The 26,236-nt window shown below is 40.7% G+C and carries 28 protein-coding genes; 27 read left to right on the top strand and 1 reads right to left on the bottom strand.

Annotation, left to right across the window (positions count from 1 at the left end; translation table 11 throughout):
* Positions 1–104: 104 nt before the first annotated feature.
* Complete coding sequence (rpsA, locus tag FZC88_RS15405) at positions 105–1,238, top strand: 30S ribosomal protein S1 (protein WP_148970016.1); 1,134 nt, start codon at positions 105–107, stop codon at positions 1,236–1,238.
* A 12-nt stretch (positions 1,239–1,250) separates the two neighbouring features.
* Positions 1,251–2,309, top strand: coding sequence for a type 2 isopentenyl-diphosphate Delta-isomerase (gene fni, locus FZC88_RS15400; RefSeq protein ID WP_148995564.1), 1,059 nt, complete (start codon positions 1,251–1,253; stop codon positions 2,307–2,309).
* Between the two features lie 309 nt (positions 2,310–2,618).
* Here the strand turns inward: fni and FZC88_RS15395 are convergent, their stop codons facing one another.
* Complete coding sequence (locus tag FZC88_RS15395; protein WP_113970719.1) at positions 2,619–2,750, bottom strand: YpzI family protein; 132 nt, start codon at positions 2,748–2,750, stop codon at positions 2,619–2,621.
* Positions 2,751–2,846: 96 nt separating this feature from the next.
* On the opposite strand from FZC88_RS15395, the gene FZC88_RS15390 reads away from it, so the two are divergent.
* The 25 genes from FZC88_RS15390 (at position 2,847) to FZC88_RS15270 (ending at position 25,797) form a co-directional block, all read left to right on the top strand.
* On the top strand, positions 2,847–3,467 hold the full coding sequence (locus FZC88_RS15390) for a YphA family membrane protein (protein ID WP_148995563.1): 621 nt from the start codon (positions 2,847–2,849) through the stop codon (positions 3,465–3,467).
* Positions 3,464–4,360 (top strand): YIEGIA family protein, encoded by an 897-nt coding sequence (locus FZC88_RS15385; protein WP_148969474.1) that lies wholly within the window; start codon positions 3,464–3,466, stop codon positions 4,358–4,360. Before FZC88_RS15390 ends, FZC88_RS15385 begins: the two co-directional genes overlap by 4 nt.
* Positions 4,357–4,548 carry a capping complex subunit for YIEGIA gene (locus FZC88_RS15380; protein WP_113970716.1) on the top strand — a complete coding sequence of 64 codons (192 nt, stop codon included), beginning with the start codon at positions 4,357–4,359 and terminating at the stop codon, positions 4,546–4,548. The genes FZC88_RS15385 and FZC88_RS15380 overlap by 4 nt, the downstream gene beginning before the upstream one ends.
* A gap of 174 nt (positions 4,549–4,722) precedes the next feature.
* Positions 4,723–6,033 carry a ribosome biogenesis GTPase Der gene (gene der / locus FZC88_RS15375; protein WP_148969473.1) on the top strand — a complete coding sequence of 437 codons (1,311 nt, stop codon included), beginning with the start codon at positions 4,723–4,725 and terminating at the stop codon, positions 6,031–6,033.
* A 16-nt stretch (positions 6,034–6,049) separates the two neighbouring features.
* On the top strand, positions 6,050–7,096 hold the full coding sequence (locus FZC88_RS15370) for an NAD(P)H-dependent glycerol-3-phosphate dehydrogenase (RefSeq protein ID WP_148995562.1): 1,047 nt from the start codon (positions 6,050–6,052) through the stop codon (positions 7,094–7,096).
* Positions 7,097–7,461: 365 nt separating this feature from the next.
* Entirely contained in the window at positions 7,462–7,662 is a 201-nt protein-coding gene (locus FZC88_RS15365; protein WP_148969471.1) for a DUF2768 domain-containing protein, read from the top strand.
* A gap of 31 nt (positions 7,663–7,693) precedes the next feature.
* Complete coding sequence (locus tag FZC88_RS15360) at positions 7,694–8,404, top strand: hypothetical protein (protein WP_262371883.1); 711 nt, start codon at positions 7,694–7,696, stop codon at positions 8,402–8,404.
* A 253-nt stretch (positions 8,405–8,657) separates the two neighbouring features.
* Entirely contained in the window at positions 8,658–10,136 is a 1,479-nt protein-coding gene (spoIVA, locus tag FZC88_RS15355) for a stage IV sporulation protein A (RefSeq protein WP_148969470.1), read from the top strand.
* 622 nt (positions 10,137–10,758) lie between these two features.
* Positions 10,759–11,031, top strand: a complete 273-nt coding sequence (locus FZC88_RS15350; protein ID WP_034758336.1) for an HU family DNA-binding protein — start codon at positions 10,759–10,761, stop codon at positions 11,029–11,031.
* A gap of 228 nt (positions 11,032–11,259) precedes the next feature.
* Positions 11,260–11,826 carry a GTP cyclohydrolase I FolE gene (gene folE / locus FZC88_RS15345; RefSeq protein ID WP_148969469.1) on the top strand — a complete coding sequence of 189 codons (567 nt, stop codon included), beginning with the start codon at positions 11,260–11,262 and terminating at the stop codon, positions 11,824–11,826.
* A 13-nt stretch (positions 11,827–11,839) separates the two neighbouring features.
* Positions 11,840–12,061 (top strand): trp RNA-binding attenuation protein MtrB, encoded by a 222-nt coding sequence (gene mtrB, locus FZC88_RS15340; RefSeq protein ID WP_034758340.1) that lies wholly within the window; start codon positions 11,840–11,842, stop codon positions 12,059–12,061.
* A 197-nt stretch (positions 12,062–12,258) separates the two neighbouring features.
* Positions 12,259–13,092 (top strand): heptaprenyl diphosphate synthase component 1, encoded by an 834-nt coding sequence (locus tag FZC88_RS15335; RefSeq protein ID WP_148969468.1) that lies wholly within the window; start codon positions 12,259–12,261, stop codon positions 13,090–13,092.
* Between the two features lie 6 nt (positions 13,093–13,098).
* Positions 13,099–13,800: a demethylmenaquinone methyltransferase gene (locus FZC88_RS15330; RefSeq protein WP_148995561.1), complete on the top strand. Its 702-nt coding sequence runs from the start codon at positions 13,099–13,101 to the stop codon at positions 13,798–13,800.
* A gap of 27 nt (positions 13,801–13,827) precedes the next feature.
* Complete coding sequence (gene hepT / locus FZC88_RS15325) at positions 13,828–14,790, top strand: heptaprenyl diphosphate synthase component II (protein WP_148969466.1); 963 nt, start codon at positions 13,828–13,830, stop codon at positions 14,788–14,790.
* Between the two features lie 102 nt (positions 14,791–14,892).
* Positions 14,893–15,339: a nucleoside-diphosphate kinase gene (gene ndk / locus FZC88_RS15320; RefSeq protein WP_148995560.1), complete on the top strand. Its 447-nt coding sequence runs from the start codon at positions 14,893–14,895 to the stop codon at positions 15,337–15,339.
* A 145-nt stretch (positions 15,340–15,484) separates the two neighbouring features.
* Positions 15,485–16,258, top strand: a complete 774-nt coding sequence (locus tag FZC88_RS15315; RefSeq protein ID WP_148995559.1) for a CheR family methyltransferase — start codon at positions 15,485–15,487, stop codon at positions 16,256–16,258.
* A gap of 213 nt (positions 16,259–16,471) precedes the next feature.
* Positions 16,472–17,644 carry a chorismate synthase gene (gene aroC / locus FZC88_RS15310; RefSeq protein WP_148995558.1) on the top strand — a complete coding sequence of 391 codons (1,173 nt, stop codon included), beginning with the start codon at positions 16,472–16,474 and terminating at the stop codon, positions 17,642–17,644.
* 3 nt (positions 17,645–17,647) lie between these two features.
* Positions 17,648–18,733, top strand: coding sequence for a 3-dehydroquinate synthase (gene aroB, locus FZC88_RS15305; protein WP_148995557.1), 1,086 nt, complete (start codon positions 17,648–17,650; stop codon positions 18,731–18,733).
* Between the two features lie 70 nt (positions 18,734–18,803).
* The gene (gene aroH / locus FZC88_RS15300) at positions 18,804–19,193 is read left to right on the top strand and encodes a chorismate mutase (protein ID WP_148995556.1); all 390 of its coding nucleotides are present in this window, start codon (positions 18,804–18,806) and stop codon (positions 19,191–19,193) included.
* A gap of 13 nt (positions 19,194–19,206) precedes the next feature.
* Positions 19,207–20,307 carry a histidinol-phosphate transaminase gene (gene hisC / locus FZC88_RS15295; protein ID WP_148995555.1) on the top strand — a complete coding sequence of 367 codons (1,101 nt, stop codon included), beginning with the start codon at positions 19,207–19,209 and terminating at the stop codon, positions 20,305–20,307.
* Positions 20,308–20,384: 77 nt separating this feature from the next.
* The gene (locus FZC88_RS15290; RefSeq protein WP_148995554.1) at positions 20,385–21,488 is read left to right on the top strand and encodes a prephenate dehydrogenase; all 1,104 of its coding nucleotides are present in this window, start codon (positions 20,385–20,387) and stop codon (positions 21,486–21,488) included.
* 12 nt (positions 21,489–21,500) lie between these two features.
* On the top strand, positions 21,501–22,793 hold the full coding sequence (gene aroA, locus FZC88_RS15285; protein ID WP_148969459.1) for a 3-phosphoshikimate 1-carboxyvinyltransferase: 1,293 nt from the start codon (positions 21,501–21,503) through the stop codon (positions 22,791–22,793).
* Between the two features lie 258 nt (positions 22,794–23,051).
* Positions 23,052–23,822, top strand: coding sequence for a hypothetical protein (locus FZC88_RS15280; RefSeq protein WP_148969458.1), 771 nt, complete (start codon positions 23,052–23,054; stop codon positions 23,820–23,822).
* A 35-nt stretch (positions 23,823–23,857) separates the two neighbouring features.
* Positions 23,858–25,117: a tetratricopeptide repeat protein gene (locus tag FZC88_RS15275; RefSeq protein WP_148995553.1), complete on the top strand. Its 1,260-nt coding sequence runs from the start codon at positions 23,858–23,860 to the stop codon at positions 25,115–25,117.
* A gap of 140 nt (positions 25,118–25,257) precedes the next feature.
* Positions 25,258–25,797, top strand: a complete 540-nt coding sequence (locus tag FZC88_RS15270) for a ReoY family proteolytic degradation factor (protein WP_044336344.1) — start codon at positions 25,258–25,260, stop codon at positions 25,795–25,797.
* Positions 25,798–26,236 lie beyond the last annotated feature (439 nt).

Genomic DNA, 26,236 nt, shown 5'->3' with positions numbered 1-26,236 from the left:
TGACAAAAAGTAGTATTTATTAGAAGTTAGTAGAAAGAATATTTTAAATTGCGAAGTCTCGCAATTATCAAAAATCTTTGCAGTCATGGATTAAGGAGGAGTACATAATGGAAGACATGAATGGAATTGAAGTGAAAAATCTTGAAATCGGTGAAAAAGTTAAAGGGACAGTCACTAAGGTTGAAGAGAAACAGGTCTTAGTCGACGTTCAAGATAGCAAAGTGGATGGCATCATTCCAATTAGTGAACTCTCAAGCCTTCATATCGAAAAAGCTTCTGATGTAGTCAGTGAAGGGGATGTACTTGAGTTAATCGTGACAAAAGTTGAAGAAGAACTTCTTGTTCTTTCCAAACGAAAAGTAGATGCTGAAAAAGCATGGGAAGAAATGAAGGTTCGCTTTGAAAATGGCGACATCTTTGAAGCAGAAGTCAAAGATGTCGTGAAGGGCGGACTTGTAGTTGATCTTGGTGTCAGAGGATTTGTTCCTGCATCATTAGTTGAAGACTATTTTGTTGAGGATTTCTCGGACTATAAGGACAAAACTTTGACGTTCAAGATTGTTGAATTGGATCAGGATAAGAATCGTTTGATCCTTTCGCACCGGGCTGTTGTAGAAGCGGAAAAGCAACACCAGAAGAAGCAGCTTCTTACGGATATTGAATCTGGTGCTGTTCTTGAAGGTACAGTTCAGCGTATCACAGATTTCGGAGCGTTCGTAGACATTGGTGGAGTAGATGGATTGGTTCATATCTCCCAACTTTCACACGAGCACGTTGAAAAGCCTTCTGACGTAGTAACTGAAGGACAAAAAGTCCAGGTCAAAGTTCTAAGTGTCGATCGTGACAATGAACGTATTTCTTTATCCATTAAAGAAACCCTGCCAGGACCTTGGAGTGATATTTCAGAAAAGGCACCTAAAGGCAGTGTTCTGGACGGAGTGGTTAAGCGCTTAGTGTCATATGGAGCATTTGTAGAAGTGTTGCCTGGTGTTGAAGGTCTTGTTCACATCTCTCAAATTTCACATAAGCATATCGGTACGCCGCACGAAGTCCTTCAGGAAAACCAAGAAGTACAAGTGAAAGTATTGGATGTAAATGAGAATGATCAACGTTTATCTTTAAGCATCAAATCTCTTGAAGAAAAAGAGGAAGAAGTGACTGACTACGAAATGCCCGAAGAAAATACCGGCTTCCAATTAGGTGAAATGATTGGTGACAAATTAAAAGATCTTAAGTAATGGTGATGAATAGTGACAAGAGCTCAAAGAAAGCAAGACCACATTAATTACGCTTTATCAACTGGCCAACAACGAAGAACAGGTTTTGATGAAGTTGCTTTTGTCCACCAAAGCTTACCGAATATAGCAGTAGATGAAATTCATCTACAGGCAGAAATTGGCGAACTTATTTGGAGTTCGCCAATTTTCATAAATGCTATGACAGGCGGCGGTGGTGAATCAACTTCTAAAATCAATGAAGAATTAGCGATTCTTGCACGTGAAACAGGTCTGGCCATTGCTGTCGGATCTCAAATGTCCGCGCTAAAAGACCCATCTGAACGAAAAACGTACGAAATCGTTCGCAAACATAATCCAAATGGCATCGTTTTTGGGAATTTGGGAAGTGAAGCAACCGTTCAACAGGCAAGAGATGCCGTAGAGATGATTAGTGCCAATGCGTTGCAAATCCACTTAAATGTCATACAAGAATTAACCATGCCAGAAGGTGACAGGGACTTCAGAGGGGCGATGGACAGGATTCAGGAGATTGCTGAAAGTATTCCAGTACCTGTCATAGTGAAAGAAACGGGTTTTGGTATCAGTAAAGAGACTGCAGAATCATTGTCCCACTCGAACATTTCAGCCATTGATGTGGGGGGATTCGGTGGTACGAACTTCTCTAAAATCGAAAATCAACGCAGAAAACGAATGTTGGAATTCTTCGATGATTGGGGTATACCTACTGCCATTTCGATTGCTGAAAATCATGCAACATCCAGGAAGCCCATTCTTGCTTCTGGTGGTGTCCAAAATAGCTTAGACATCGTTAAGTCGCTAGGCTTAGGAGCATCTGGTGTAGGGATGGCCGGCATCATCCTCAAGCAGCTATTAGACTCGGGGCTTATGGACACCATTGAAGAAGTGAATCAAATTCATACGGATATTAAATTCCTGATGAGTGCGCTGGGGTGCAGGCGTTTAGAAGATCTTCACAGAGTTCCACTCGTTTTATCAGGCGACGTGTTTCATTGGCTGGACGTTAGAGGATTGAATCCAGGAAGTTATAGCAATAGAACGTTTAATAAGTAAAAAGAACGAATTCTCTTTTGAGAATTCGTTCTTTTTTTGTTGCTTGATTTTAGTTGTTGCTTTTTCGGGTATTTTTGTAAAGTGGCAGAATTAACCCATAAAACGGCTGAATTATAGTTTGTTTACAAGACATCCAGCCAAATATGCTTGTCGCCTCTACCCAAGCCGCCTTCGCTTTTCTTGATGTCCAGCTACAGGGGCTTGGGTCTCGAGGTCATAAGCCAAGTCACCCATAAAGGCAAAGGACGCCTTTCCGGGTGACTCGCCTTATGCTTGTCGCCCCAGTGCGAGCCCCTTCCGCTTTTCTTGTTATCTCTGTCCCTTTTTGGCTTCTTCCGGTCCTTGCAGGCTTGTTGCTCCGTTGTAGTGCAGGGCCTGGTCTCTGTCTGATTCGACTCGTTTGCTTTGTTTTAGTTTCTTTTCTTGACGATCTTTACCCATCATAAACACCTCCCTTTCTTATTTTTTCTTTGAAAAAATGATTCATACATGAATGAGATACATAAAGATTTTCCATAATGTAGATAATAGGAGGGAGTGAGTATTGTGGATGGGATTCTGTATTTATGGCTGATTTGGGGAATTTGGATTTTTACGACGTTTATGATGAATAAGGCACACCCATATCGTTTCCATTATTCCTTCATTTGTTTAGTGTTATTATGCGTCTTTCCGTATGGTTTGAAAGTAGGTTCTGTGGAGGTTGCGGTACCGGTTTTTGTTTTAGGACTTATTTGTATCCTTTACATAAGAATTTATAGTTTGAAAGAAAAATTATATATGCTTGTAGCGATTCTGGCGATGGGGATGCTTTATGCGGGCATTGGGTTAGTGGCTATATATGATCCTGTTCTATTGTTCATTGATCGAAACCTAATAATGGCTCTATCGCTTTCTCTCCTGAGTATTTTCTTCTATAGCTCGTCTTCGTATATGTTCCGGATGATCGCTGTTGCCGGGAGCAGTATAGTGGGGGAAGTGTTTATGAGTATCCCATTAAATAATGTAGGATTTTTATATCCCATCGGTGGACCTGTTTACCTCGATGTCCTGGCTATTTCCATTGGAATTCTATTAGCTGTTAAGTTATTTGAAGAAATAAATCAGTTATTCAACATCAAAGTTCAAACAAACAAAGGGGAAATGAAAAATCTATGAATGAGTATGTGTATCCTGTCATCTTCGGAGTAGTAGTTGGGACATTAACCAGAATCTATATGCTGCGTACAGACTATCGCCAATATCCCACTTATTTGCATGGGAAGATTATACATATTGCTCTTGGATTTATTGCTGCTGGTTTAGGCACTATCGCGATTCCTGCTTTACTAGAGGAGAACTTCACGGCGATTACTTTCTTAACCGTTGCTGCGTCTCAATTTCGGGATGTGCGAAATATGGAGAGGAACACATTGACAGAGCTAGATGCATATGAACTTGTCCCTAGAGGGGCTACATACATCGAAGGGATTGCCGTAGCATTTGAAAGCCGTAATTATTTGGTCATTTTCACGTCTCTCTTAGCCACTTTAGCTTATATTGTCTTTAACTTCTATGTAGCGCTGGTGATCAGTGCGATATGTATGGTGATTGCACATAAACTAATGGCTGGAGGCAGATTGAAGGATATCGTAACTATTGAATATGTGAAGCCTCATTTTGATGGGGCCGGACTTTACGTTGATAATATTTACATCATGAATATTGGATTAAAGGTAAGACAAGAAGAAATTTTAAAGTATGGAATGGGGTTTGTCCTTTCTCCCAAATCATTCGATGCCAGATCTACGGTAGCGAACCTTGGTCAAAGGCAGGCCATTCTTCATGATATGTCTACTTCGTTGGGGATATTTAAAGATTCAGGAACTCCCGCATTGACGCCACTGGCCAAGAGGGATTTAGACGATGGTCGAATAGGTGTCTTCGTCCTTCCGCAGCGAAAGGATGTAGAGAAAGCCATTGCCATTCTTGGACAGGTGCCGACATTGGAAAATGCGATAAGAATGCCGTCAGAATCGAAAGCGAATCAGGAGGGTGGTAAATTAGAATGAGTACAACGATCCAAAAGTTTATTCTCGCGACGGTTACGACATCACCTGAAAAAGTTCCAAGTGGAACAAGCGTCTTTTATTGTAAAACAGATGAGGAATTGCAAAAGATCTGTGCGAATTTAGAGGCGATTCTCGATGGCATTGCCCATGAACTGGATGAAGGACTATTTATCATTGTAAAACATTGATTGCTAGTTTATTCTTTTATTGATAAAATAATTAAGTTAGGGGGGACTGTCCCATAAGGAAACAATACCTTAAGGGCCGGTCCTTCTTATGCATAACTCCGATTGATGATTGAAAAGGTATAAAAAGAGGAAATGTAAGAATAGGACAACCTTCTTACAGAAAGGGTGAATAACGTGACAAAACCAGTAGTAGCAATCGTAGGGCGTCCAAACGTTGGGAAGTCCACGATCTTTAATAGAATTGTTGGTGAAAGAATCTCCATTGTTGAAGATGTGCCTGGTGTAACAAGAGACCGTATATATAGTTCTGCTGAGTGGCTGACTCATGAATTTAACATTATAGATACAGGTGGGATTGAACTTGGGAATGAACCATTCCTAGATCAAATCAGGCAGCAGGCTGAAATTGCCATTGATGAGGCAGATGTGATTGTCTTTTTGACGAATGGCCGTGAAGGTGTGACAGCTGCAGATGAAATTGTAGCCAAAATCCTTTATCGCTCTAAGAAACCGGTCGTACTGGGTATTAATAAAATTGATAACCCAGAAATGAGGGAAATGATTTATGATTTTTACTCCCTTGGATTTGGGGAACCATATCCAATTTCAGGTTCTCATGGTCTTGGGTTAGGAGACCTACTTGATGATGTTGTGAAACACTTTAACCAAGAGGAAGAAGAGGACTATGCAGAAGATGTGATCAAATTTTCATTAATTGGTCGACCGAATGTCGGGAAATCCTCCCTGGTTAACGCCTTATTAGGAGAAGAGCGTGTGATTGTGAGTAATGTTGCAGGAACGACGCGGGATGCCATTGATTCCTCTTACACGTATGATGGACAGGATTATGTCATCATTGATACTGCAGGCATGAGGAAAAAAGGTAAAGTGTATGAGACCACTGAAAAATACAGTGTGTTAAGAGCTCTTAGAGCGATTGAACGTTCCGATGTCGTCTTATCTGTCATTGATGGAGAAGAAGGGATTATCGAGCAAGATAAAAAAATTGCCGGGTATGCACATGATGCAGGTCGAGCAATCGTAATCGTTGTGAACAAATGGGACGCCGTTGATAAAGACGAGAAAACCATGAACAAATGGGAAAAGAATATCCGCGAACATTTTCAATTCCTTGATTACGCTCCGATCGTTTTTCTATCTGCCAAAACAAAGAAGCGCATTCATACATTACTGCCGATCATCAATATGGCAAGTGAAAATCATGCCCTGCGAGTTCAATCGAGCGTGTTGAATGAAGTGGTCATGGATGCAGTAGCAATGAATCCGACTCCTACAGATAATGGGAAGCGACTCAGAATCTACTACGCGACTCAAGTGGCTGTGAAGCCGCCAACATTCGTGGTATTTGTGAATGATCCGGAATTAATGCACTTCTCATACGAACGATTCTTGGAAAATAGAATACGTGATGCATTTGGATTTGAAGGAACTCCTATTCGTATTATTGCTCGCGCAAGAAAATAATAAGGTGGGTGTAAAAATGAAAAGTTCAAAGAATATAACGGTTGTTGGCGCAGGAAGCTGGGGGACGGCACTTGCGATGGTATTGGCTGATAATGGACTGGAAGTAAGACTATGGGGACACAAAAAAGAGCAGATTGATGAAATTAATACTCAACATACCAACGAAAAGTACCTGAAAGAGGTCAAGCTCCCGGAAACCATCAAGGGTTATCATGATCTTGGTGAGTCTTTAGATGGCGTTGATACAATCATTCTGGCTGTACCGACGAAAGCGATCCGCGGAGTATTGGGTCAAATTCAAGAGGTTCAACGTGCACCATTAACCGTTGTTCATGTGAGTAAGGGGATTGAACCTGATTCACTTCTGAGAATTTCAGAAATGATTGAAGATGAAATGAAACCTGATAACTTACATACAGTGGTGGTATTGTCCGGACCTAGTCACGCTGAAGAAGTGAGTCTGAGGCACCCAACGACTGTGACCGTATCCTCTAAGGATATGAAGGCTGCTGAAGAGATTCAGGACTTATTCATGAACATGAATTTCCGTGTATATACGAATCCCGATATGCTGGGGGTTGAGATCGGTGGAGCCTTAAAGAATATCATAGCCCTTGCAGCCGGAATTACAGACGGATTGGGTTATGGAGATAATGCAAAAGCCGCGCTTATAACGAGGGGTCTTGCAGAAATAGCCCGTTTGGGAACCAAGATGGGAGCAAACCCATTAACATTTTCTGGTTTAACAGGCATCGGTGATCTGATCGTTACATGTACAAGTGTACATTCAAGAAACTGGAGAGCGGGAAATATGCTTGGTAAAGGTCATAACCTTGATGAGGTCCTGGACAATATGGGGATGGTCGTTGAGGGCGTACGCACAACGAAAGCTGCTCATCAGTTAGCAGACAAGTATGAAGTGAATATGCCCATTACCGACGCTTTGTATGATGTGCTATTCAATAAAGTAGAAGCGAAAGAAGCGGTAGACCACTTAATGGGACGTGTAAAGACAAACGAGATGGAAGACCTCGTGAACATTCTTGGTGAGCGATTAAATTAAGTTGATTCATTTACGGTAGAATGCATCACAACTTTCACTAATGAATCTTTCGAAACAATGAATTAATCTTGGAAGAATAGGCATTCGAGGATGCGAAGTGCGCCCCTGTTGCATACACTGTCATGAATATATACAGCTTTGCCTATGGATGGGTAGGTCTCGCTTTGTTTAGAGCAGCTCAAGTATTTTGACATCATTCAAATGATGTTTAAATACTTGGGAAGCTCTTTTTTTTGATAATCTCTCCCGAGGGGAAGTCCGTAAAGGTACATCTTGAGGTTTGTAACAGATTCTTGAACAACGATTCTTTTCTATTCTTTTGTAAAAATCTTATGATATAATACATTCGATAACAGGAGGGATGTATGTTGGATTCAATGATGAAGATGTGGATTTCGTTTGCATCGATGGGATTCATGTTTTTTGCCATATTAACGATCTATTTTAGCAGGTATAAGATCAAACAGAAATTCTTGCGCTTTATTACTGCATTCATGGCATATATAATGATGATTGCCGGTGGACTTATGATGATCTATATTGTATTTAGTGGACCGACCAATTAGGTTGCTGTCCGATTGAAAGGACGTTTTTGGATTGAAACGCTTAGGTTTAATTGCATTTCTTCTTATTTTAACTATGAGTATTCTTTCTGGATGTATGTACCCTGAGGAAAAGCTTAGTCAGAATCAGATCCCTTATGAAACGCAGGTGAAAGCTGTACAAGATGCGGTCGTAACCTATCAGAAGGACAATAATGGGTTGCTTCCAATTAAGACCCGAGACCAGGATACACCCATTTATCAGAAGTATCCGATTGATTTCAGAAAGCTTTCACCTCAGTACTTAGCAGAGATTCCAGGGAATGCTTTTGAAAACGGTGGGATTTTTCAATATGTTTTGACTGACGTGGAGGAAGATCCTCAAGTCAAGATTTTTGATCTACGGTTGGCGGAACAAATAAGGGAATTGAAAATCAGAATAGAAGCTCAAGGTTACCCGCCATTTAAAGAGGAAGTAGCCAATAATGTATATACATTAAATTATAAAGAACTGGGGTATGATGGTGAAGTGTACGTACATAGCCCATACTCAAACAAGAATCTACCCCTTGTCATAAATGGTGACGGTGACATATTTGTAGATTACTCAATGGACTTATTTGAACAGATCAAATCGACTGATAAAGAACTGGAACCCGGTACAGATATCCGGAATTTACTAGTCGAGGACACTTTTTTTGTTCCAGCTTATTCTTTACCTTATACGGTGGATGAAAATAACGATCCTGTCTTTATGACAAAATAGGCATAACCCTTTCCTTGCAAAATATATTGTAAGGGAAGGGTTATTATTTTTATGTCATCCTTTATAGGGAAATTTCATCAAAACTAATGATCATAAATGCTAAAGACATAATAAATTTTTATACTTTTAATCATAAGGGGGGAAAAAAAGCATATTAATAGTCATAAGTCATTGGGACAACATCATAAATATAGAATGTGAGACAGAATACACGGATGAAACATCCCTGGAATATAAGATGGGAGGGAATCTCTTGGAAAGAGTCGATCTATTTAAGGACATTGCCGAAAGAACAGGCGGAGATATCTATTTAGGTGTGGTAGGAGCAGTTAGAACAGGAAAATCAACATTCATCAAGAAGTTCATGGAACTTGTCGTCCTTCCTAACATCGCAAGTGAATCAGAACGAGCAAGAGCGCAGGATGAGTTACCTCAAAGTGCGGCAGGCAGGACCATCATGACGACTGAACCGAAGTTTGTTCCGAATCAAGCCATCTCTGTTCATGTCGATGAAGGCCTCGAAGTGAATATTAGATTGGTAGATTGTGTGGGATATACGGTACCGGGTGCTAAAGGATATGAAGATGAAAATGGGCCTAGAATGATCAATACACCATGGTATGAAGAACCTATTCCATTCCATGAAGCGGCCGAGATCGGTACGCGTAAAGTCATCCAGGAACACTCCACGATCGGAGTTGTGGTGACAACCGACGGTTCCATCGGTGAAATTGGCAGAGGCGATTACATCCAAGCGGAAGAGAGAGTCATTGAGGAACTGAAAGAAGTAGGTAAACCATTTATCATGGTCATCAACTCGGCGAGACCTCATGCTCCTGAGACAGAAGACCTAAGAGTGAAACTTCAAGATAAGTATGACATCCCAGTTCTAGCCATGAGTGTAGAGAGCATGAGAGACTCAGACGTCCTCAACGTGCTGAGAGAAGCACTATTCGAATTCCCGGTACTTGAAGTGAATGTTAATCTTCCAAGCTGGGTAATGGTTCTGAAAGAAGAGCACTGGCTAAGACAGAACTATCAGGAAGCCGTCAAAGAAACTGTTAAGGATATTAAACGGCTGCGGGATGTGGATCGTGTGGTTCATTACTTCAGTGAATTTGACCATATTGAACGGGCAGGACTTGCCGGCATTGATATGGGGCAAGGGATTGCAGAAATTGACCTGTACGCCCCTGACGAACTGTATGATGAAGTACTGAAGGAGATTGTAGGGGTGGAAATTCGCGGGAAAGATCATCTCCTGGAGTTAATGCAGGACTTCGCTCATGCAAAAGCGGAATACGACCAGATTTCAGATGCATTGAGAATGGTGAAGCAGACGGGGTATGGCATCGCAGCACCTTCGTTAAATGATATGAGTCTGGATGAACCGGAAATCATCAGACAGGGTTCCAGATTCGGAGTCAGTTTGAAAGCAGTGGCACCATCCATCCACATGATCAAAGTGGATGTACAATCCAAGTTCGAACCAATTATCGGTACAGAAAAACAGAGCGAAGAACTAGTGCGCTATTTAATGCAGGATTTCGAAGATGACCCGCTCTCCATCTGGAATTCCGATATCTTCGGCAGAAGCTTAAGTTCCATTGTAAGAGAGGGAATCCAAGCGAAACTTTCCTTAATGCCTGAGAATGCAAGATATAAACTCAAAGATACGTTGGAAAGAATCATCAACGAGGGATCAGGTGGATTGATCGCCATCATATTATAAATGTCTTTGGACCTTCTTAGGAGGGTCTTTTTTTGTTTGGTTTATTTAAAATCATTTATTTTTATCAAACAGATCTGAATTTTTCTTAGGAAATACCTACATTATTTTGCAGATTTCCCTCTTGTATATTTATAAATTTATAGCTGGGGCGAATAGAGTTTGAAAACACTGTGGAAGGCTATGAAACCTTGATATATATAGGTTTTTGTAATAGAACCCATACATCACTGTGGATATTCATCACAGATAAAAATAGGTTGTCGATGTTTAAGGAATTCCAAGGTTGGGAAGTAAGATAGAGTACCTGGCGATGGAGGTATAAGTTGCAGTCATCGAAAAGAAGTGATAGGTTGAATAGAGTTCAAGAATAAAGGGCTTTGAGGGGATTCTATTACATTTGTGTTTCAAATAAGAAAAGATTCCCATTATTTCTTGATTTGTTCTTGCTAAGGTTAATCTATTGTGATAATCTTTTAACAGAATTGTTGTTGAATATTGATTCAGCAACGTTTTCAAGCGTTTTTTCTACACTTTATGTATAGAATTCGCTAAAGTTGTTTACTAATGATATTAAAGTAAATGAATCATGACTGAGACATTTCCTTGGGAGGAGGTGAATGGCATGAATAAGACAGAACTAATCAATGCTGTTGCAGAAGCTGCTGAGCTATCTAAGAAGGACGCTACTAAAGCGGTTGACGCTGTTTTCGATACAATTCAAAATTCACTTGCAAACGGTGATAAAGTACAATTAATCGGATTCGGTAACTTCGAAGTACGTGAGCGTGCAGCCCGTAAAGGTCGCAACCCACAAACAGGTGAAGAGATCGAAATCTCAGCTAGCAAAGTACCTGCTTTTAAACCAGGTAAAGCGCTTAAAGAAGCTGTAAAATAATTACATACTTTGAGCGTAAAGAAAAGGTCGCATATTTATGCGGCCTTTTTTGCTATTCATTTATAGTATGGTTGTTTCTTCTTAAAATATGTACGAAGTTTTATTCCTTTAAAGGAAGTTTTATATTATTATAAAACTTCTAAAGCACTAGTCTTTGATGACATTATAGGCTTGTGCTAATATTAACAATGTTACTATTTCTTTAAGTTATTTTAGGAGGACAACATAATGGCACAAGTCAATCATGGCCAAATAGAAGAAGCAGTTCGATTAATATTAGAAGCTATTGGAGAGAATCCTAATAGAGAAGGTTTATTAGACACACCAAAACGTGTGGCGAAGATGTATGCAGAAGTATTTTCGGGGATCGGTCACGATCCGAAAGAATACTTTGAAACCATATTCAGTGAAGAGCATGAGGAATTGGTGCTTGTGAAGGATATTCCATTCTATTCGATGTGTGAACACCACTTGGTACCTTTCTACGGAAAAGCTCATGTAGCATATATTCCTAGAAACGGAAGAGTGGCTGGACTTAGTAAACTGGCAAGGGCAGTTGAATCTGTTGCTAAACGACCTCAGCTGCAAGAAAGAATCACCTCCACAGTGGCTGATACGATCATGGAAACCCTTGAGCCTTATGGTGCAATGGTAGTGGTTGAAGCTGAGCATATGTGCATGACAATGAGAGGTGTAAAGAAGCCTGGTTCAAGTACAGTGACGACTGCGGTAAGAGGCTCGTTTAAAGAAGACTCTCAAGCACGAAGCGAAGTTCTTTCTTTTATAAAGAATTAGGAGTGAGCCAAGGATGAATTCAAATGATTATATTGTGATTAAGGCGATTGAAGATGGTGTGAACGTGATCGGGCTGACAAGAGGGACAGATACCCGATTTCATCATTCAGAAAAGCTTGATAAAGGTGAAGTCATGATTGCTCAATTTACAGACCATACATCTGCGATTAAAGTTAGAGGAAAAGCAACAATCGTTACAAGCTACGGCGAAGTCGAAAGTGATAACAAGAAATAATACTCTGAGAATTTCCGTTCCAGAGAAGATACAGGTGGGACTGACTATGAATAGCTGAACTTCTTAGTCGTCCCCTTTGTTATACTAAAGCTAGATATGGGGGCAAGACTGATTCCCTATTGTTGAGGATTTTATGGTATAATATCTATTGCTGAAATTTTTAGACCGATACATAGTAGAAATGGGGATTAAAGGGTATGAAATTCATTGATTGTAACCATCAAGCGAATATCATTCATCAATACATAGAAGAGCAGTTGCATCACTCTTACTTAAAGGAATATATCGATCAACCTTATATTGATCGGGATCGGATTTATTTCTTGCTCCTTCCTTTTGTCAATGAGGGACGGACGTTGAACAAAGAAGTTGTACAGTGGATTTCGACTGCCATGTTATTGCAGATAGCCCTTGATACCCATGAAAAGGTTACAATCTCTGAGCTTGATCCATTGAAAGAGAGGCAGCTTACGGTACTTGCAGGAGTATACTTCAGCAGCCTTTACTATAAAATCCTTGCCGACACAGATGATGTGGACCTTATCGCAGTATTAGCCAAGGCGATTAAAGAAATCAACGAAAGCAAAATATCCATATATAAAGAGGAACATCAAAACCTGGATGGGCTAATGTCAAGCTTAAAGACAAGAGAATCAGCGATCGTTTCAAAATTCTTTCGTTTTTTTGAAGATGACAAATGGATCCGGATTGTTGAGCAAGCCCTTTTATACAAGAAGCTCGTTCAAGAGAGAATTTGTATAGAGCACTCGCAGAATACGAGTTTTATAAAAGCGTTGTCGACTTTAACGTTCGAATCGGCCAGTGAAACACCATCTTTAAAGCTAACGAAAGAAGAGTCCAGACATTTGCTTTCAAGTGTGGATAAATTAATTTCCTCTACGAAGAAAACCATTCAAACTCAGTTAGAGAACATAGAACCGGTAACACCATATTTTAAAAAGCTGATTGTAGAGTTATTACCTTATGCTGAGCCTGAACCTATGACCAAACTATATGCGGAAGAAGGGTAAATCGAAATGCAGCAGTCCAAAGAACAAAAAGTCCACGGAGTATTTGAAAAAATATACTCGAATTATGATAAGATGAATTCGGTAATCAGTTTCCAACAGCATAAAAAGTGGAGAAAAGATACCATGAAGCATATGGATGTGAAGCCAGGCACAAAGGCGCTGGACGTATGCTGCGGAACTGCGGATTGGACGTTAGCGATAGGAGAAAAAGTCGGAGAAACGGGCCATGTAGTAGGGCTGGATTTCAGCCAAAATATGCTGTCAATTGGAGAAGAGAAAGTGAAAAAATCCCCCTTGGATAACATTGAATTGATCCATGGAAATGCAATGGAGCTGCCTTTTGACGATAATACCTTTGATTATGTCACGATTGGCTTTGGCTTACGGAATGTTCCTGACTACCTCCACGTCTTAAAAGAAATGAATCGTGTGGTGAAACCAGGAGGGATGGCTGTTTGCCTTGAAACCTCCCAACCTACCATGCTCGGATTCAAACAGATGTATTATGCATACTTTCGTTTCGTGATGCCACTGTTCGGAAAAATCTTTGCCAAGAGCTTTAATGAATATTCATGGCTTCAGGAGTCAGCTAGAGATTTCCCAGGGATGAAGGAGCTTGCGAAAATGTTTGAAGAAGCCGGCTTTAAAGATATACATGTAAAACCATATAGTGGCGGAGTGGCTGCCATGCATTCAGGCAGAAAGTAAGAAATTTGTAAATTAGGTGGATAAACTATGAAGCTAAACAGGATGTATTCGTTTTTAAAAACGGATATTGATGAAATTGAAAAGGAACTGGAAGTTGCGATTGAGTCAGAATCACAACTTTTACAAGAGGCGTCCCTTCACCTACTACAAGCAGGTGGTAAAAGAATCCGTCCTGTTTTTGTCTTGCTCTCTGCAAAATACGGACAATATGATATTAACATTGTGAAAAATGTAGCAGTGGCTTTGGAGTTAATTCATATGGCATCCCTTGTTCACGATGACGTGATCGATGATGCAGAGTTAAGAAGAGGAAAGCCAACGATTAAAGCTCAATGGGACAATCGTATTGCCATGTACACCGGAGATTACATCTTTGCACGAGCTCTCGAGTATATGACGAATATTAAAGCCCCTGAAGCACATCAAATACTTTCTCACACCATTGTTGAAGTATGTAAAGGTGAAATCGCTCAAATAAAAGATAAATATCGATTTGACCAAAATCTGAGGGATTATCTTCTAAGAATCAAGCGGAAAACAGCCCTGCTAATTGCTGTAAGCTGCCAGATCGGTGCCATTTCTTCCGGGGCACCTGAAGAAATACATCGACGATTATACCGGTTTGGGTATAATGTTGGGATGAGCTTTCAAATTACAGATGATATATTAGACCTGACAGCAAGTGAGGAAGAACTGGGTAAGCCTGCAGGCAGTGACTTGTGGCAAGGTAATATCACCCTTCCGATTTTATATGCAATGGAAAACCCTGCTCTTAAAACGAAGATAGAAAGAGTGACTGAATATACTTCTCCTGAAGAGATGAAAGATATCATTTCGTCCATCTTGGCGACCGATGCCATAGATCGATCCCATCAGCTTAGCAGAATGTACTTAGACAGAGCGTTGGAAGATCTGAATCATCTCCCATACAACCGCGTGAAGAAAACTTTGAAGAATATCGCAAACTATATTGGTAAGAGAAAATATTAAGAAAATTTAAAATGGAAACGTTGCCAAAAACCCCAATCAGTGTTACTATTTTCGTGGGATGTCCTTAGGACTTCTATACATACATATTTAGGAGTGGGGAAAATGGAAAAGACATTTTTAATGGTAAAGCCGGACGGCGTACAAAGAGGGTTAATCGGTGATATCGTATCACGTTTTGAAAAAAAGGGCTTTCAATTGGTAGGGGCGAAGCTAATGAGCATCTCAAATGAGCTTGCTGAAGAGCATTACGGAGAGCACAAGGAAAGACCATTCTTTGGAGAACTTGTTGACTTTATCACTTCTGGGCCAGTATTTGCAATGGTTTGGCAAGGTGAAAACGTCATCTCGACAGCTCGTGGAATGATGGGAGCAACAAACCCTAAGGATGCTGCCCTTGGAACAATCCGCGGTGATTTCGGCTTGACAGTCGGAAAGAATATCATCCACGGATCTGACTCTGCTGAAAGCGCTGTTAGAGAAATCGGCTTATTCTTCAAAGAGGAAGAACTGGTAGAGTATTCTAAATTAATGAACGAGTGGGTTTATTAATATCTGATATATCATAATGTTTTTAGGCAAGTCGTGTTAAGGCGACTTGCCTTTTTTTATGGAATAGTGTTTAACTTTTCTGAATGACGTTCGATATAATACATATAGTCTTATACCTTTTATGTAGCAAAGTGAGTGGGTCCTTATGTCAAATGATTATCTTGAATTTATTCAAGGGATAAAAAGAAAAACGGGTATCGATCTTTCCCTTTACAAAGAAGCTCAAATGAAAAGGAGATTAACGGCCTTGTATGAAAAAAAAGGCTGCGGGAGCTTTCAAGAGTTTTTCAGTAAGCTGAACCGTGACACTGAAGAAATGGAAGAGTTTCTTGATCGAATGACGATCAATGTTTCAGAATTTTATCGAAACTACAAACGGTGGGAAGTTCTCGAGACTAAAATCCTTCCCAGACTTCTACACGAAAACAAATCGCTTAAAGTTTGGAGTGCAGCTTGTTCTACGGGGGAAGAGCCGTACACGATCGCCATGATGCTGTCGGAACACATGACTCTTTCTGGACGGACCATCACCGCGACTGATATCGATAAAAATGCCATTCAACGTGCAAGGAATGGTCTCTACCCTGAACGATCACTGAATGAGGTCCCCTCCGCAATGAAAGCCCGTTATTTCACCCGGGAAGGCGCCTTGTTCAAATTGAATGAAGTGATCAGGAGAAACGTGACTTTCAAGCAGCAGAACCTGCTGTCAGACCCATTTGAGGGGAAATACGACTTGATTGTTTGCAGAAATGTGTTAATTTATTTCACTGAGGAAGCGAAAAACCTATTATATAAAAAATTCAATGCATCACTGAGACCAGGCGGTGTACTCTTTGTCGGGAGTACCGAACAAATTTTCAACCCATCCCAATACGGGTTCGAGACAGAAGACACATTCTTCTATAAAAAAATCTGAAATTTACGATGTCGATCCTGCATTTACTGGACGGCTGTACGCTTGCTTCTGGCGAATGCTACAGTTTAAAAGTTAAAAATGTTAGGTCGCATCGTTTTTTTCTGTGTTAGAGAGGTTTTTAGAAAATTTTTTAAACTTAAGGGCTAGGAAATGATCTGAATTCTATGTTATATTGGTACATAATTCTTTAACGAGTTGAAGGGGGAAAGTGAAATGAGGTACTTAACATCTGGAGAATCACATGGACCACAATTAACGACCATCATTGAAGGGCTGCCTGCAGGAATGCCATTAGAAGCTATGGATATCAATGAAAACCTGGCAAGAAGGCAAAAAGGCTATGGCCGTGGCCGGAGGATGCAAATCGAGAAAGATCAGGCATCGATCGTTGGAGGAGTGAGGCATGGATATACTCTGGGATCTCCTTTAGGACTGGTTGTGGAGAATAGAGACTGGACTCACTGGACGAAAGTGATGGGTATCGAACCTCTGGAGCCTGGAGCAGAAGAAGAGGTAAAGAGAAAGATTTCAAGGCCAAGACCAGGACATGCAGACCTTGTTGGTGGTATGAAATATGGACATAGGGACCTGAGGAATGTGTTAGAAAGGTCATCAGCCAGGGAAACCACTGTAAGAGTGGCTGCAGGTGCCGTTGCGAAGAAGTTATTAAAGTTGTTAGGTATCGAGGTTGTCGGTCATGTTCTTGAAATTGGTGGAATTAAAGCAGAGAACCTACACTATGATTCTATAAAAGATCTTAGAGATATTACTGAAGATTCTCCGGTCCGGTGCCTGGATAAAGAAGCTGCACAGAAAATGATGGACTTAATAGATGAAGCGAAGAAAAATGGAGATTCCATAGGTGGTGTGGTTGAGGTCATCGTTGAAGGGATGCCTTCAGGAGTCGGGAGCTATGTCCATTATGATCGTAAGCTTGATGCGAAGATTGCCATGGCTGTCATGAGTATTAATGCATTCAAAGGGGTCGAATTCGGCTTGGGATTTGAAATGGCTCGAAAACCGGGTAGTGAAGTTCACGATGAGATTGCCTGGAGTGAAGAACATGGTTATTACCGTAAAACGAATCGTCTAGGCGGCTTCGAAGGCGGTATGACGACAGGAATGCCCATTCGGGTTAAAGGGGTCATGAAGCCTATTCCCACCCTGTATAAACCATTACAAAGTGTGGATATCGAAACAAAGGAACCGTTTAAAGCAAGTATCGAGAGGTCCGATAGCTGTGCCGTACCTGCTGCAAGCGTAGTGGCAGAAGCCGTAGTTGCGTGGGAACTTGCTTCTGCTATCGTGGAACAATTTCATAGTGATCAATTCGATAAGCTTCATGAAGATATCAATAGACAACGTCAAGAGTCCAAGGAGTATTAATGAATGAAACAGATAACCATTCACACTGCTTCCAAAACGTATGACGTGAAAATTGGAGTGGAAATGACGAATGAAATTGTTTCTTTTATCAAAAAGAGCTTCCCGCAAGTATCTAAATTGTGGATCATCGCTGATAAAGAGGTCTACAACCTTCATGGAACAGCTTTTTCAGAGATTTTTAGTCGAACATATGACGTAACGACTTATCTTGCTCCCAAAGGAGAACAGGCCAAAAGTTTCGCTATTTATGAAGATGCCATCACCCACGGTCTTGCAAATCATATCGATCGTAGTGCCCTGGTGATAGCCTTCGGAGGCGGAGCCATTGGAGATCTTGCAGGTTTCGTGGCTTCCACCTATATGAGGGGGATCCCCTTCATAGGTGTCCCTACAACGATTCTCGCACATGATAGTTCTGTTGGAGGAAAGGTAGCGATTAACCACCCCCTTGGCAAAAACATGGTAGGGCAATTTTATCAGCCTGAAGGTGTGTTTTTTGATTTGGATTATATGACGACTTTACCGAAAACGGAAGTTCTATCCGGATTCTCAGAAGTGATTAAGCACGCCTTTTTATCCGATCGAGCTTTTTTACAGGAGTTGATGGATAATTTTCATTCCCCGGAACGGTTGGATCATGTATTTCTAACCGATTGTCTGATGAAAGGGATCCGTGTTAAAGGAAATATTGTTGCGAAGGACGAGAGAGAATCGAATATCCGGGCGTTTTTAAATTTTGGGCATACGTATGGCCATGCCGTTGAAAGTGCCAGTGGATACGGAAATCGAACGCATGGTGAATCGGTGATGATCGGGATGATTTTTGCTCTCTATCTTAGTGAACAATACTGCGATCTTACATTCGATCTACAAGGATTTATTGATTGGGTCGCTTCACTTGGGTACAATCTGAACATTCCATCTCATATCACTTTTGACAATTTATATGAAGGAATGAAACTTGATAAGAAATCCCAACATGGAAATCCTGTTTTTGTCTTATTGAAGGATATTGGGAAACCATTGATGATGAAAGTATCTGTTGAGGACTTAAGACGGGCAGATCAATTTATTCGAGAGTTTAATTAGAAATCTGGTCTTAATGAATCACGTAAGTAAAAATAGAGCTCATTAGCCGGAATAAAGGGAGAGTGGAAGAATGATCAGGGGAGTTCGAGGCGCCACTACAACGGATTGTGACAATGAAAAGGAAGTTCTCCTTTCAACTGAAAGTCTCTTAAGGGAAATGATTTTACATAATGATATTATGGCAGAGGATGTTGCATCTGTATTTATTTCTGCCACCAGTGACATCAGGAGTGTATTTCCGGCAAAAGCATTAAGAAGGATTGAAGACTGGAAATATGTTCCTGTCATGTGTATGCAGGAGTTGGATCTCCCTGATGCATTGCCGAATTGTATTAGAGTGATGATTCATTTAAATACATCTACACCTCAGAAAGACATCCAACATATTTATATGAAAAATGCAGTCAGCCTACGTCCTGACTTGAAGGATACCGCGTCTATTTCGAATGAAAACGATTGAAAGGAAGGTAAGCATGAAGTGGAGATCTCAGATTCAAAATCTTAAAGCATACCAGCCGGGGAAAACGATGGATGATGTGAAAGAACTATTCAATCTCGACAAGGTAGTGAAGCTTGCTTCGAATGAAAATCCATTCGGCTGTTCAAAGAACGTTGAAACCTTTCTCAAGACGAACGCGGTTTCACATGCGATTTATCCCGACGGTTATGCAAAGGAACTGCGAATGAAGGTGGCAGAGCAGCTATCTGTTGACCCTGGACAGTTACTTTTCGGGAATGGATCAGATGAAGTGATTCAGATGATTTCAAGAGCATTACTAGACGGTGATAAGAGCACGGTTATGGCTACGCCGACTTTCCCTCAGTATAAGCACAATGCCATTGTTGAAGGAGCAGAAATAAGAGAAGTTCCCCTTGACTCAGCTGGCAGACATCAATTAACCAAGATGCTTGCTGAAATTGATGAAACGACCTCGGTCGTTTGGCTTTGCTCACCGAATAACCCAACAGGGGAATATATTCGCAGTGAGGAACTCATCTCCTTCCTGGATGCTGTTCCTGCGCATGTGTTAGTCGTATTGGATGAAGCTTATTATGAATATGTGGTGGCCGGGGACTACTATAATTCATTGGAATTATTAAAATCATACCCTCAATTATTGATCACACGTACTTTTTCAAAGGCATACGGATTAGCAGGCTTTCGAGTAGGGTTTGGAATTGCAAATGAAGATGTGATAGGAAAATTAGAACCAATCCGGGAACCGTTCAATAATAATGCTTTAGGGCAGGGAGCCGCAGCAGCAGCCGTTGAAGACCAGAAGTTTATAAGAGAATGCAGGGAGCATAATCGTAAAGGACTGGAGCAGTATTACCAATTCTGCAAGGAACGCAGCCTGCATTATATACCATCACAAGCAAACTTCGTGTTAATCGATTTCGGTGTTAGCGGTGATGATGTGTTTCAATTCTTGATGAGTAAGGGATTCATTGTACGATCCGGAGAGGCTCTGGGATATCCTCATTCTGTACGGGTAACGGTAGGCTCATATGAACAAAATGAAGAGGTTATTGAGAAAATGAAGGAATTTCTAGCCCTTCAAAAACAAGTGTGAAAAGGAATGGATGGTCGGAACGGCTCCGAAATGTGAGCCCATTCCGACTTTTTTCAAATCAACTGAGGGGGGCAATCATGAAAGGGACAGTATTGGTCATCGGGATGGGATTAATCGGAGGCTCATTGGCACTCTGTATAAAGAGTGAACACCCCGATGCTACAATCATTGGACATGATATTAACCATAAAGAGTTAAGATTGGCGAGGTCACTCGGAATTATCGATGAAATGTCATTATCTTTACAACCTGTTGCTGAAAGAGCGGATCTCATCATCATTTCCACACCAGTTTTTCAAACTGAAAAGATTATTGCGCAGTTTCAATCATTCGCTTTAAAAGAAACGGCGATAATCACCGATACGGGGAGCACAAAAGAACAAATTATGAAGTGTTCCGAGGAACTGACTGCTAAAGGGATTCAGTTCATTGGTGGACACCCGATGGCAGGTTCTCACAAAAGCGGTGTAGCAGCAGCTAAAAAAATCTTATTTGAAAATGCTTTCTATATGCTGACTCCAGGTTCTGGTGCTACTGGTCAAAAAGTAGAAGAACTTCAGGGATGGCTGAAAGGAACGCATGCCAAATTTCTGATCGTCGAACCCAGGGAGCACGATGAACTAACAGGTACGATCAGTCATTTTCCACATATTGTAGCGGCATCTCTTGTTCATCAAGCGAAAGAATCATCTGTACAGCATCCTTATTTGCGGAGGCTCGCTGCTGGAGGGTTCCGTGACATTACGCGGATTGCCTCTTCTAACCCGACGATGTGGAAGGATATCACGCTTCAGAACAGTGCTGTTTTGCTTTCACTTCTCAGACAGTGGAAATCAGAAATGGATGAAGTCATCACCATTATTGAAGAGAAGGACTCCCAGGGAATCTTTGATTACTTTACAGAAGCGAAAACTTTTCGCGATGATCTTCCAATCCTAGAAAAAGGGGCCATACCTTCGTTCTATGACTTATTTGTTGATGTTCCTGACTATCCAGGGGTGATTTCTGAAGTTACTGCTTACCTTGCCGGGGAAAACATAAGTTTAACAAACATAAGAATCCTGGAAACGAGAGAAGATATTTACGGAGTATTAGTCATCAGCTTTCAAACACTCGAAGATAGGGAAAGAGCATTAAACTGCTTAAAAGAAAATACGGATTATGAATTATTCTTAGGGTAAAGGGTGATAAGGATGGAAGGAAAAAAGAAATTAATAAACCCCCAAAAAGGTCTTAATGGAGAACTGCATGTTCCCGGGGATAAATCGATTTCACACCGGGCTGTTATGTTTGGTTCGGTTGCTGAAGGGATAACCGTTATACATAATTTTCTTATGGGTGAGGATTGTTTAAGCACAATCGAATGCTTCCGTAAGTTAGGTGTTGATATCCAAGTAAGTGATGGGGAAGTGATCGTTTCAGGCGGTGGCTGGAATCATTTAAAAGAACCACAGGACATACTCGATGTTGGTAATTCGGGTACCACTACTCGTCTTATTATGGGGATATTGGCAGGGAGGCCTTTTCATTCAATCCTTATTGGGGATGACTCGATTGCTAAACGCCCAATGAAAAGAGTGACAGAACCATTAAAAGAGTTCGGGACTAAAATCGACGGTCGTTCAGAAGGCAACTATACTCCTTTATCAATCCGCGGGGGTGACCTGAAAGGAATTACATACACGTTGCCTGTAGCGAGTGCACAAGTGAAGTCTGCTCTCTTGTTGGCAGGACTTCAGGCAGAAGGTACTACTGAAATTCAAGAACCTGAAAAGACAAGAAATCACACTGAGAAAATGATTATCGAATTTGGTGGCCATATCGAAAGACATGGAGATACAATCAAGGTAAAGGGCGGTCAGGTGTTAAAAGGAACTGAAGTCTATGTCCCCGGGGATATTTCCTCTGCAGCCTTCTTCATGGTAGCTGCTGCGATTGTACCGAATAGTCGAGTGCTCCTGAAAAATGTCGGCCTTAATGAAACCCGTGTGGGAATTGTTGAAGTGATGAAAAAGATGGGGGCATCCATAGAAATAATGGAGAGTTCAAAAAGTGGAGAACCGATAGGTGACATACTGGTGGAGTCTTCAAATCTCACAGGAATAGAAATTGGAGGAGAACTGATCCCATCGTTAATTGATGAAATCCCTGTTATCGCCCTGTTGGCTTCCCAGGCAAGGGGTAGGACCATCATTAAAGATGCAGAAGAATTAAAGGTCAAGGAAACTAATCGAATCGATGCCATCGTACAAGAGCTTGGACATCTAGGTGCTGACATTCAGGGTACTGAGGACGGCATGATCATTCAAGGGAAAACGCCATTACACGGTGGTGAGGTTCATTCCTGGGGAGATCATCGGATCGGAATGACATTGGCTGTCGCTTCTTTAATAACAGATTCTGACGTCTATCTTGAAGGTGCGGATGCAGTGAACATTTCGTATCCAACTTTCTTTGAGCATATAAACAAACTTTTACAGAAATAATGTACGTGAATTCCTTTAGGGAGGTGTAAGGACTATACTATAGTCCTTACACCTCTCCTTTTATATGAATGCATAGCATGATTTCATCCCTTCTTTCATAGCTTGTCTATAAAGGAAGGTGATGGTGATTTGAGTACGTATATTATTGAAAATGCGAATTGGATTAAAGATTCCAAAGTCACTCAAACTTCTTTACTCGTTAAAGACGATAAAATATCGGCCATAAGAGACAGGTTTTCTTATTATCGGTACATGAGGATGGATGTTTCATCTTTCATGATGACCCCCGGACATGTAATGTGTGACTTAGAGGTGCCTGAAGGAACTGATTTTCTTTCAATAAAGAATTATTACCTGGATGAATTTATCCACAAAGGTTGTACTACTGTCCTGACGGCATTTACATTAGGGTACGAATACGAATTCTTAGCTAAATGGAATGAACGCAAAACCTCCTTGTTAAATAGTCCTCTTGATTACACGATTGGGTTAAAAACATCTGCAAATCTTATTACTCCTACAGTCATTCGGTCGTGTAAAAGACATAAGGTTCCCGTTGTCTGGATTGACATTGATGAAATAGATCTATTCAAGGAAATTCGCTGGGGATGGATCAAAGGATTTTTATATGATTATCCTATTACTTTTGTCCCTTTTTTTACGACAAATATAGACATAAAAACAAAAATGAAGCATCTTAAAATATGGCAAAATACGATGGAAAACGAGAAAATTCCTCATCTTTCAAATGAAATCCCGCAAAAAGAACCATTGAGGCTTAAAGAACTGAAGAAAATTGGAATATATCCCCTTAGAGGAAATTTTTTGGTGGGTGGAGAAATAAGTTATAACCTCTATATGAATATCGAAGGTGAGACTGGTGCTGAGCCCTCTGCATTTAAAACTGACCAACATGTGCTAAAATGTACAATGAATAAAGGAAAATGTTTTTACTTAAATAATAGAGGCTATTATTATCCTGGTGCTGGTGAAGAACTAGTCATTCAAACACCCGGGTACTTTATTTAAAGACTATTTAGCTTTTTTATAGAAAGGGATTGACCATGTCATACGCTGAACGAATGTTATCTTCATTAGAAGAAGGGAAATTGGACGAAGCAAAGAAACAGTATAAGCAAGCATTGAAGTTTGGAAGTCATGAAGAAAAATTCAGCCTGGCTGAAGAATTACACCATTTAGGGTTTCTTGAGGAATCCAAAGAGTTGTATGAAAATCTGCTGGAGTATTACCCGGGAGAGGGAGAACTCCTGATTGAGCTCGCAGAAGTGATGGTGGAGATGGATAATGAAGAAGAGGCGATAGACAAACTCGCACAATTGGATGAAGAAGACCCCACCTATCCAAGAGCATTGCTCCTTTTGGCAGATCTGTATCAAATGCAAGGTTTATTTGAAGTTAGTGAACAGAAGCTTTTACAAGCCAAGAAGTTATTACCAGATGAGCCTGTCATTGATTTCGGCCTGGGGGAATTATACTCTGAAACAGGCAGGTTCCTGGAAGCGATAAGACATTATCATGCCCTCATTCAGAAAGGCACGACTGAGCTGGGTGGAACCAATGTCCATCAAAGGTTAGCCGAAGCTTATAGTGTAGGGGGAGCCTTTGAAGAAGCATTGACACATTACGAAAAAGCTCTTCAGGATCACCTGGAAATCAATACACTATTCGGATATGCCGTTACTGCATATCAGGCTGGATTCTATGAAAAAGCCATAGAAAAGCTTATTTCGGTTAAAGAGCTGGATCCTGAATATCATTCGGTGTATTTATTATTAGCCAGATCCTATGAACATGAAGAAAAGCTGCAGGAAAGCCTGGAAACCATTCAAGAGGGCGTAAAACAGGATGAATACAACAAGGAGCTGAATTTGTTTGGTGGGAAAGTTTCCTTAAAGCTTGGGCTGGAAAAAGAGGCAGAGACATTTTTTAGGGAAGCTTTAGCCTTAGATCCAGGTTATGTCGAAGCAGCTTTAGTCATAAATAAATTGTTCTTTACGCAAGATCGGTTTGAGGATGTATTGGAGATCGCCCAGATGCTTAAGGTTGAAGGGGAAGAAGAGCCTCAAATCAACTGGGATCTGGCAAAGGCCTATGAGGGGCTTGAACAATTTAATCATGCATTAAAACAATACCGTATTGCATATACTTACTTTAAGAATCATCAAGAGTTTTTACTAGAGTACGGACAATTTCTAGTAGAAGAAGGACTCAGAGGCGAAGCGGTAGAAGTATATAAACACCTGATTGAAATGGATCCTTCAAATGACGAGTGGCAGGACCTGATTGAAAGATTACAAGACTAAACGAAACGACGTCGGTGGTACAAAGGGATTTGGCTGGTGTGTAAACATGAGATCACCTTAGAGTTGCTAACGTTTTTAAGCTGTATGTCAAAAGGAAAACGGACCTAAACTAAAAAAGATTCTGCAGAGGAGGGAAAACCATGACCACCCCTGTTTCTGTCAACGAGAAGAAAGAATTTATTCGCTGGTTTTTAAACCGATATCAATTAAAAAGAAGAGAATGTGTGTGGATACTGAATTACCTGATGAGTCATGATCAATTAATGAAAAAAGTTCATTTTGTTGAAGAATCTCAGTACTGTCCAAGAGGTCTTGTAATGTCCACACATTGTGTTGAGGATGTGCCATTCCGATTCTATAAAGAGAACATCATGACAACTGATGCGGAGAAGTCATTTCACGATATTCGTTTAAATAAGGACGAAGATATTTATATTCAATTGAACTTCAGTAAGGCAAATTCAAGTTATCAATTTGCAGCAGTACTTGAAGAAAACCCTTTTATGCCGAAGTATCTTTTGATTAATGAAAAAGACAGGATTGTTGCCGAACAATTCCTCAAAGACAGTTTGCAAACCTTTCAACGTGATCGATTGCTAAAGGCCATAGATCAGGCTCTTGATACCGGTGATGAAAAATCCTTCAAGAAATTAACCAAAGAATTGAATAGCTTAAGCTAAAAGCTCGAATGAAGAGAAAGGTACATCTCTTCATTCGAGCTTTTTTATTCGCTTGCGGGGTCTCAACCACTGACTTTGCAAACTTCAAAAAATTATTTTTATCATAAGTGTTAGTGTGAAAACAGGGACCGTTCCTTTTCGCTCCAGGCACAAGATTCCCCGGGGAGGAAGTCGAGCCTCCTGATATGAACGAAACTGTCAATACTCATTATGCACATCGATTTAAAGGCAACTTTAATAAAAGAAGCCTTTTTAGCTCCTTCTTTTATTTTGCGTTAAAGCCGTTACTGGCTAGACTTTCTCCTTCTTTAGCTTACTGACCCCTTCTCATCTCATCCCATAGCTGTCAAATGGTTTTCTTGACAGCTATGGGATGAGATGAGACGATTTTTGAGCTAAAGAAACTATATATTTCCTCCTTTTTCTAATAGAAGGTAAG

The organism is Rossellomorea aquimaris, from assembly GCF_008180865.1.
Taxonomy (GTDB): domain Bacteria; phylum Bacillota; class Bacilli; order Bacillales; family Bacillaceae_B; genus Rossellomorea; species Rossellomorea yichunensis.
This window is presented reverse-complemented; position numbering and strand designations above follow the sequence as displayed.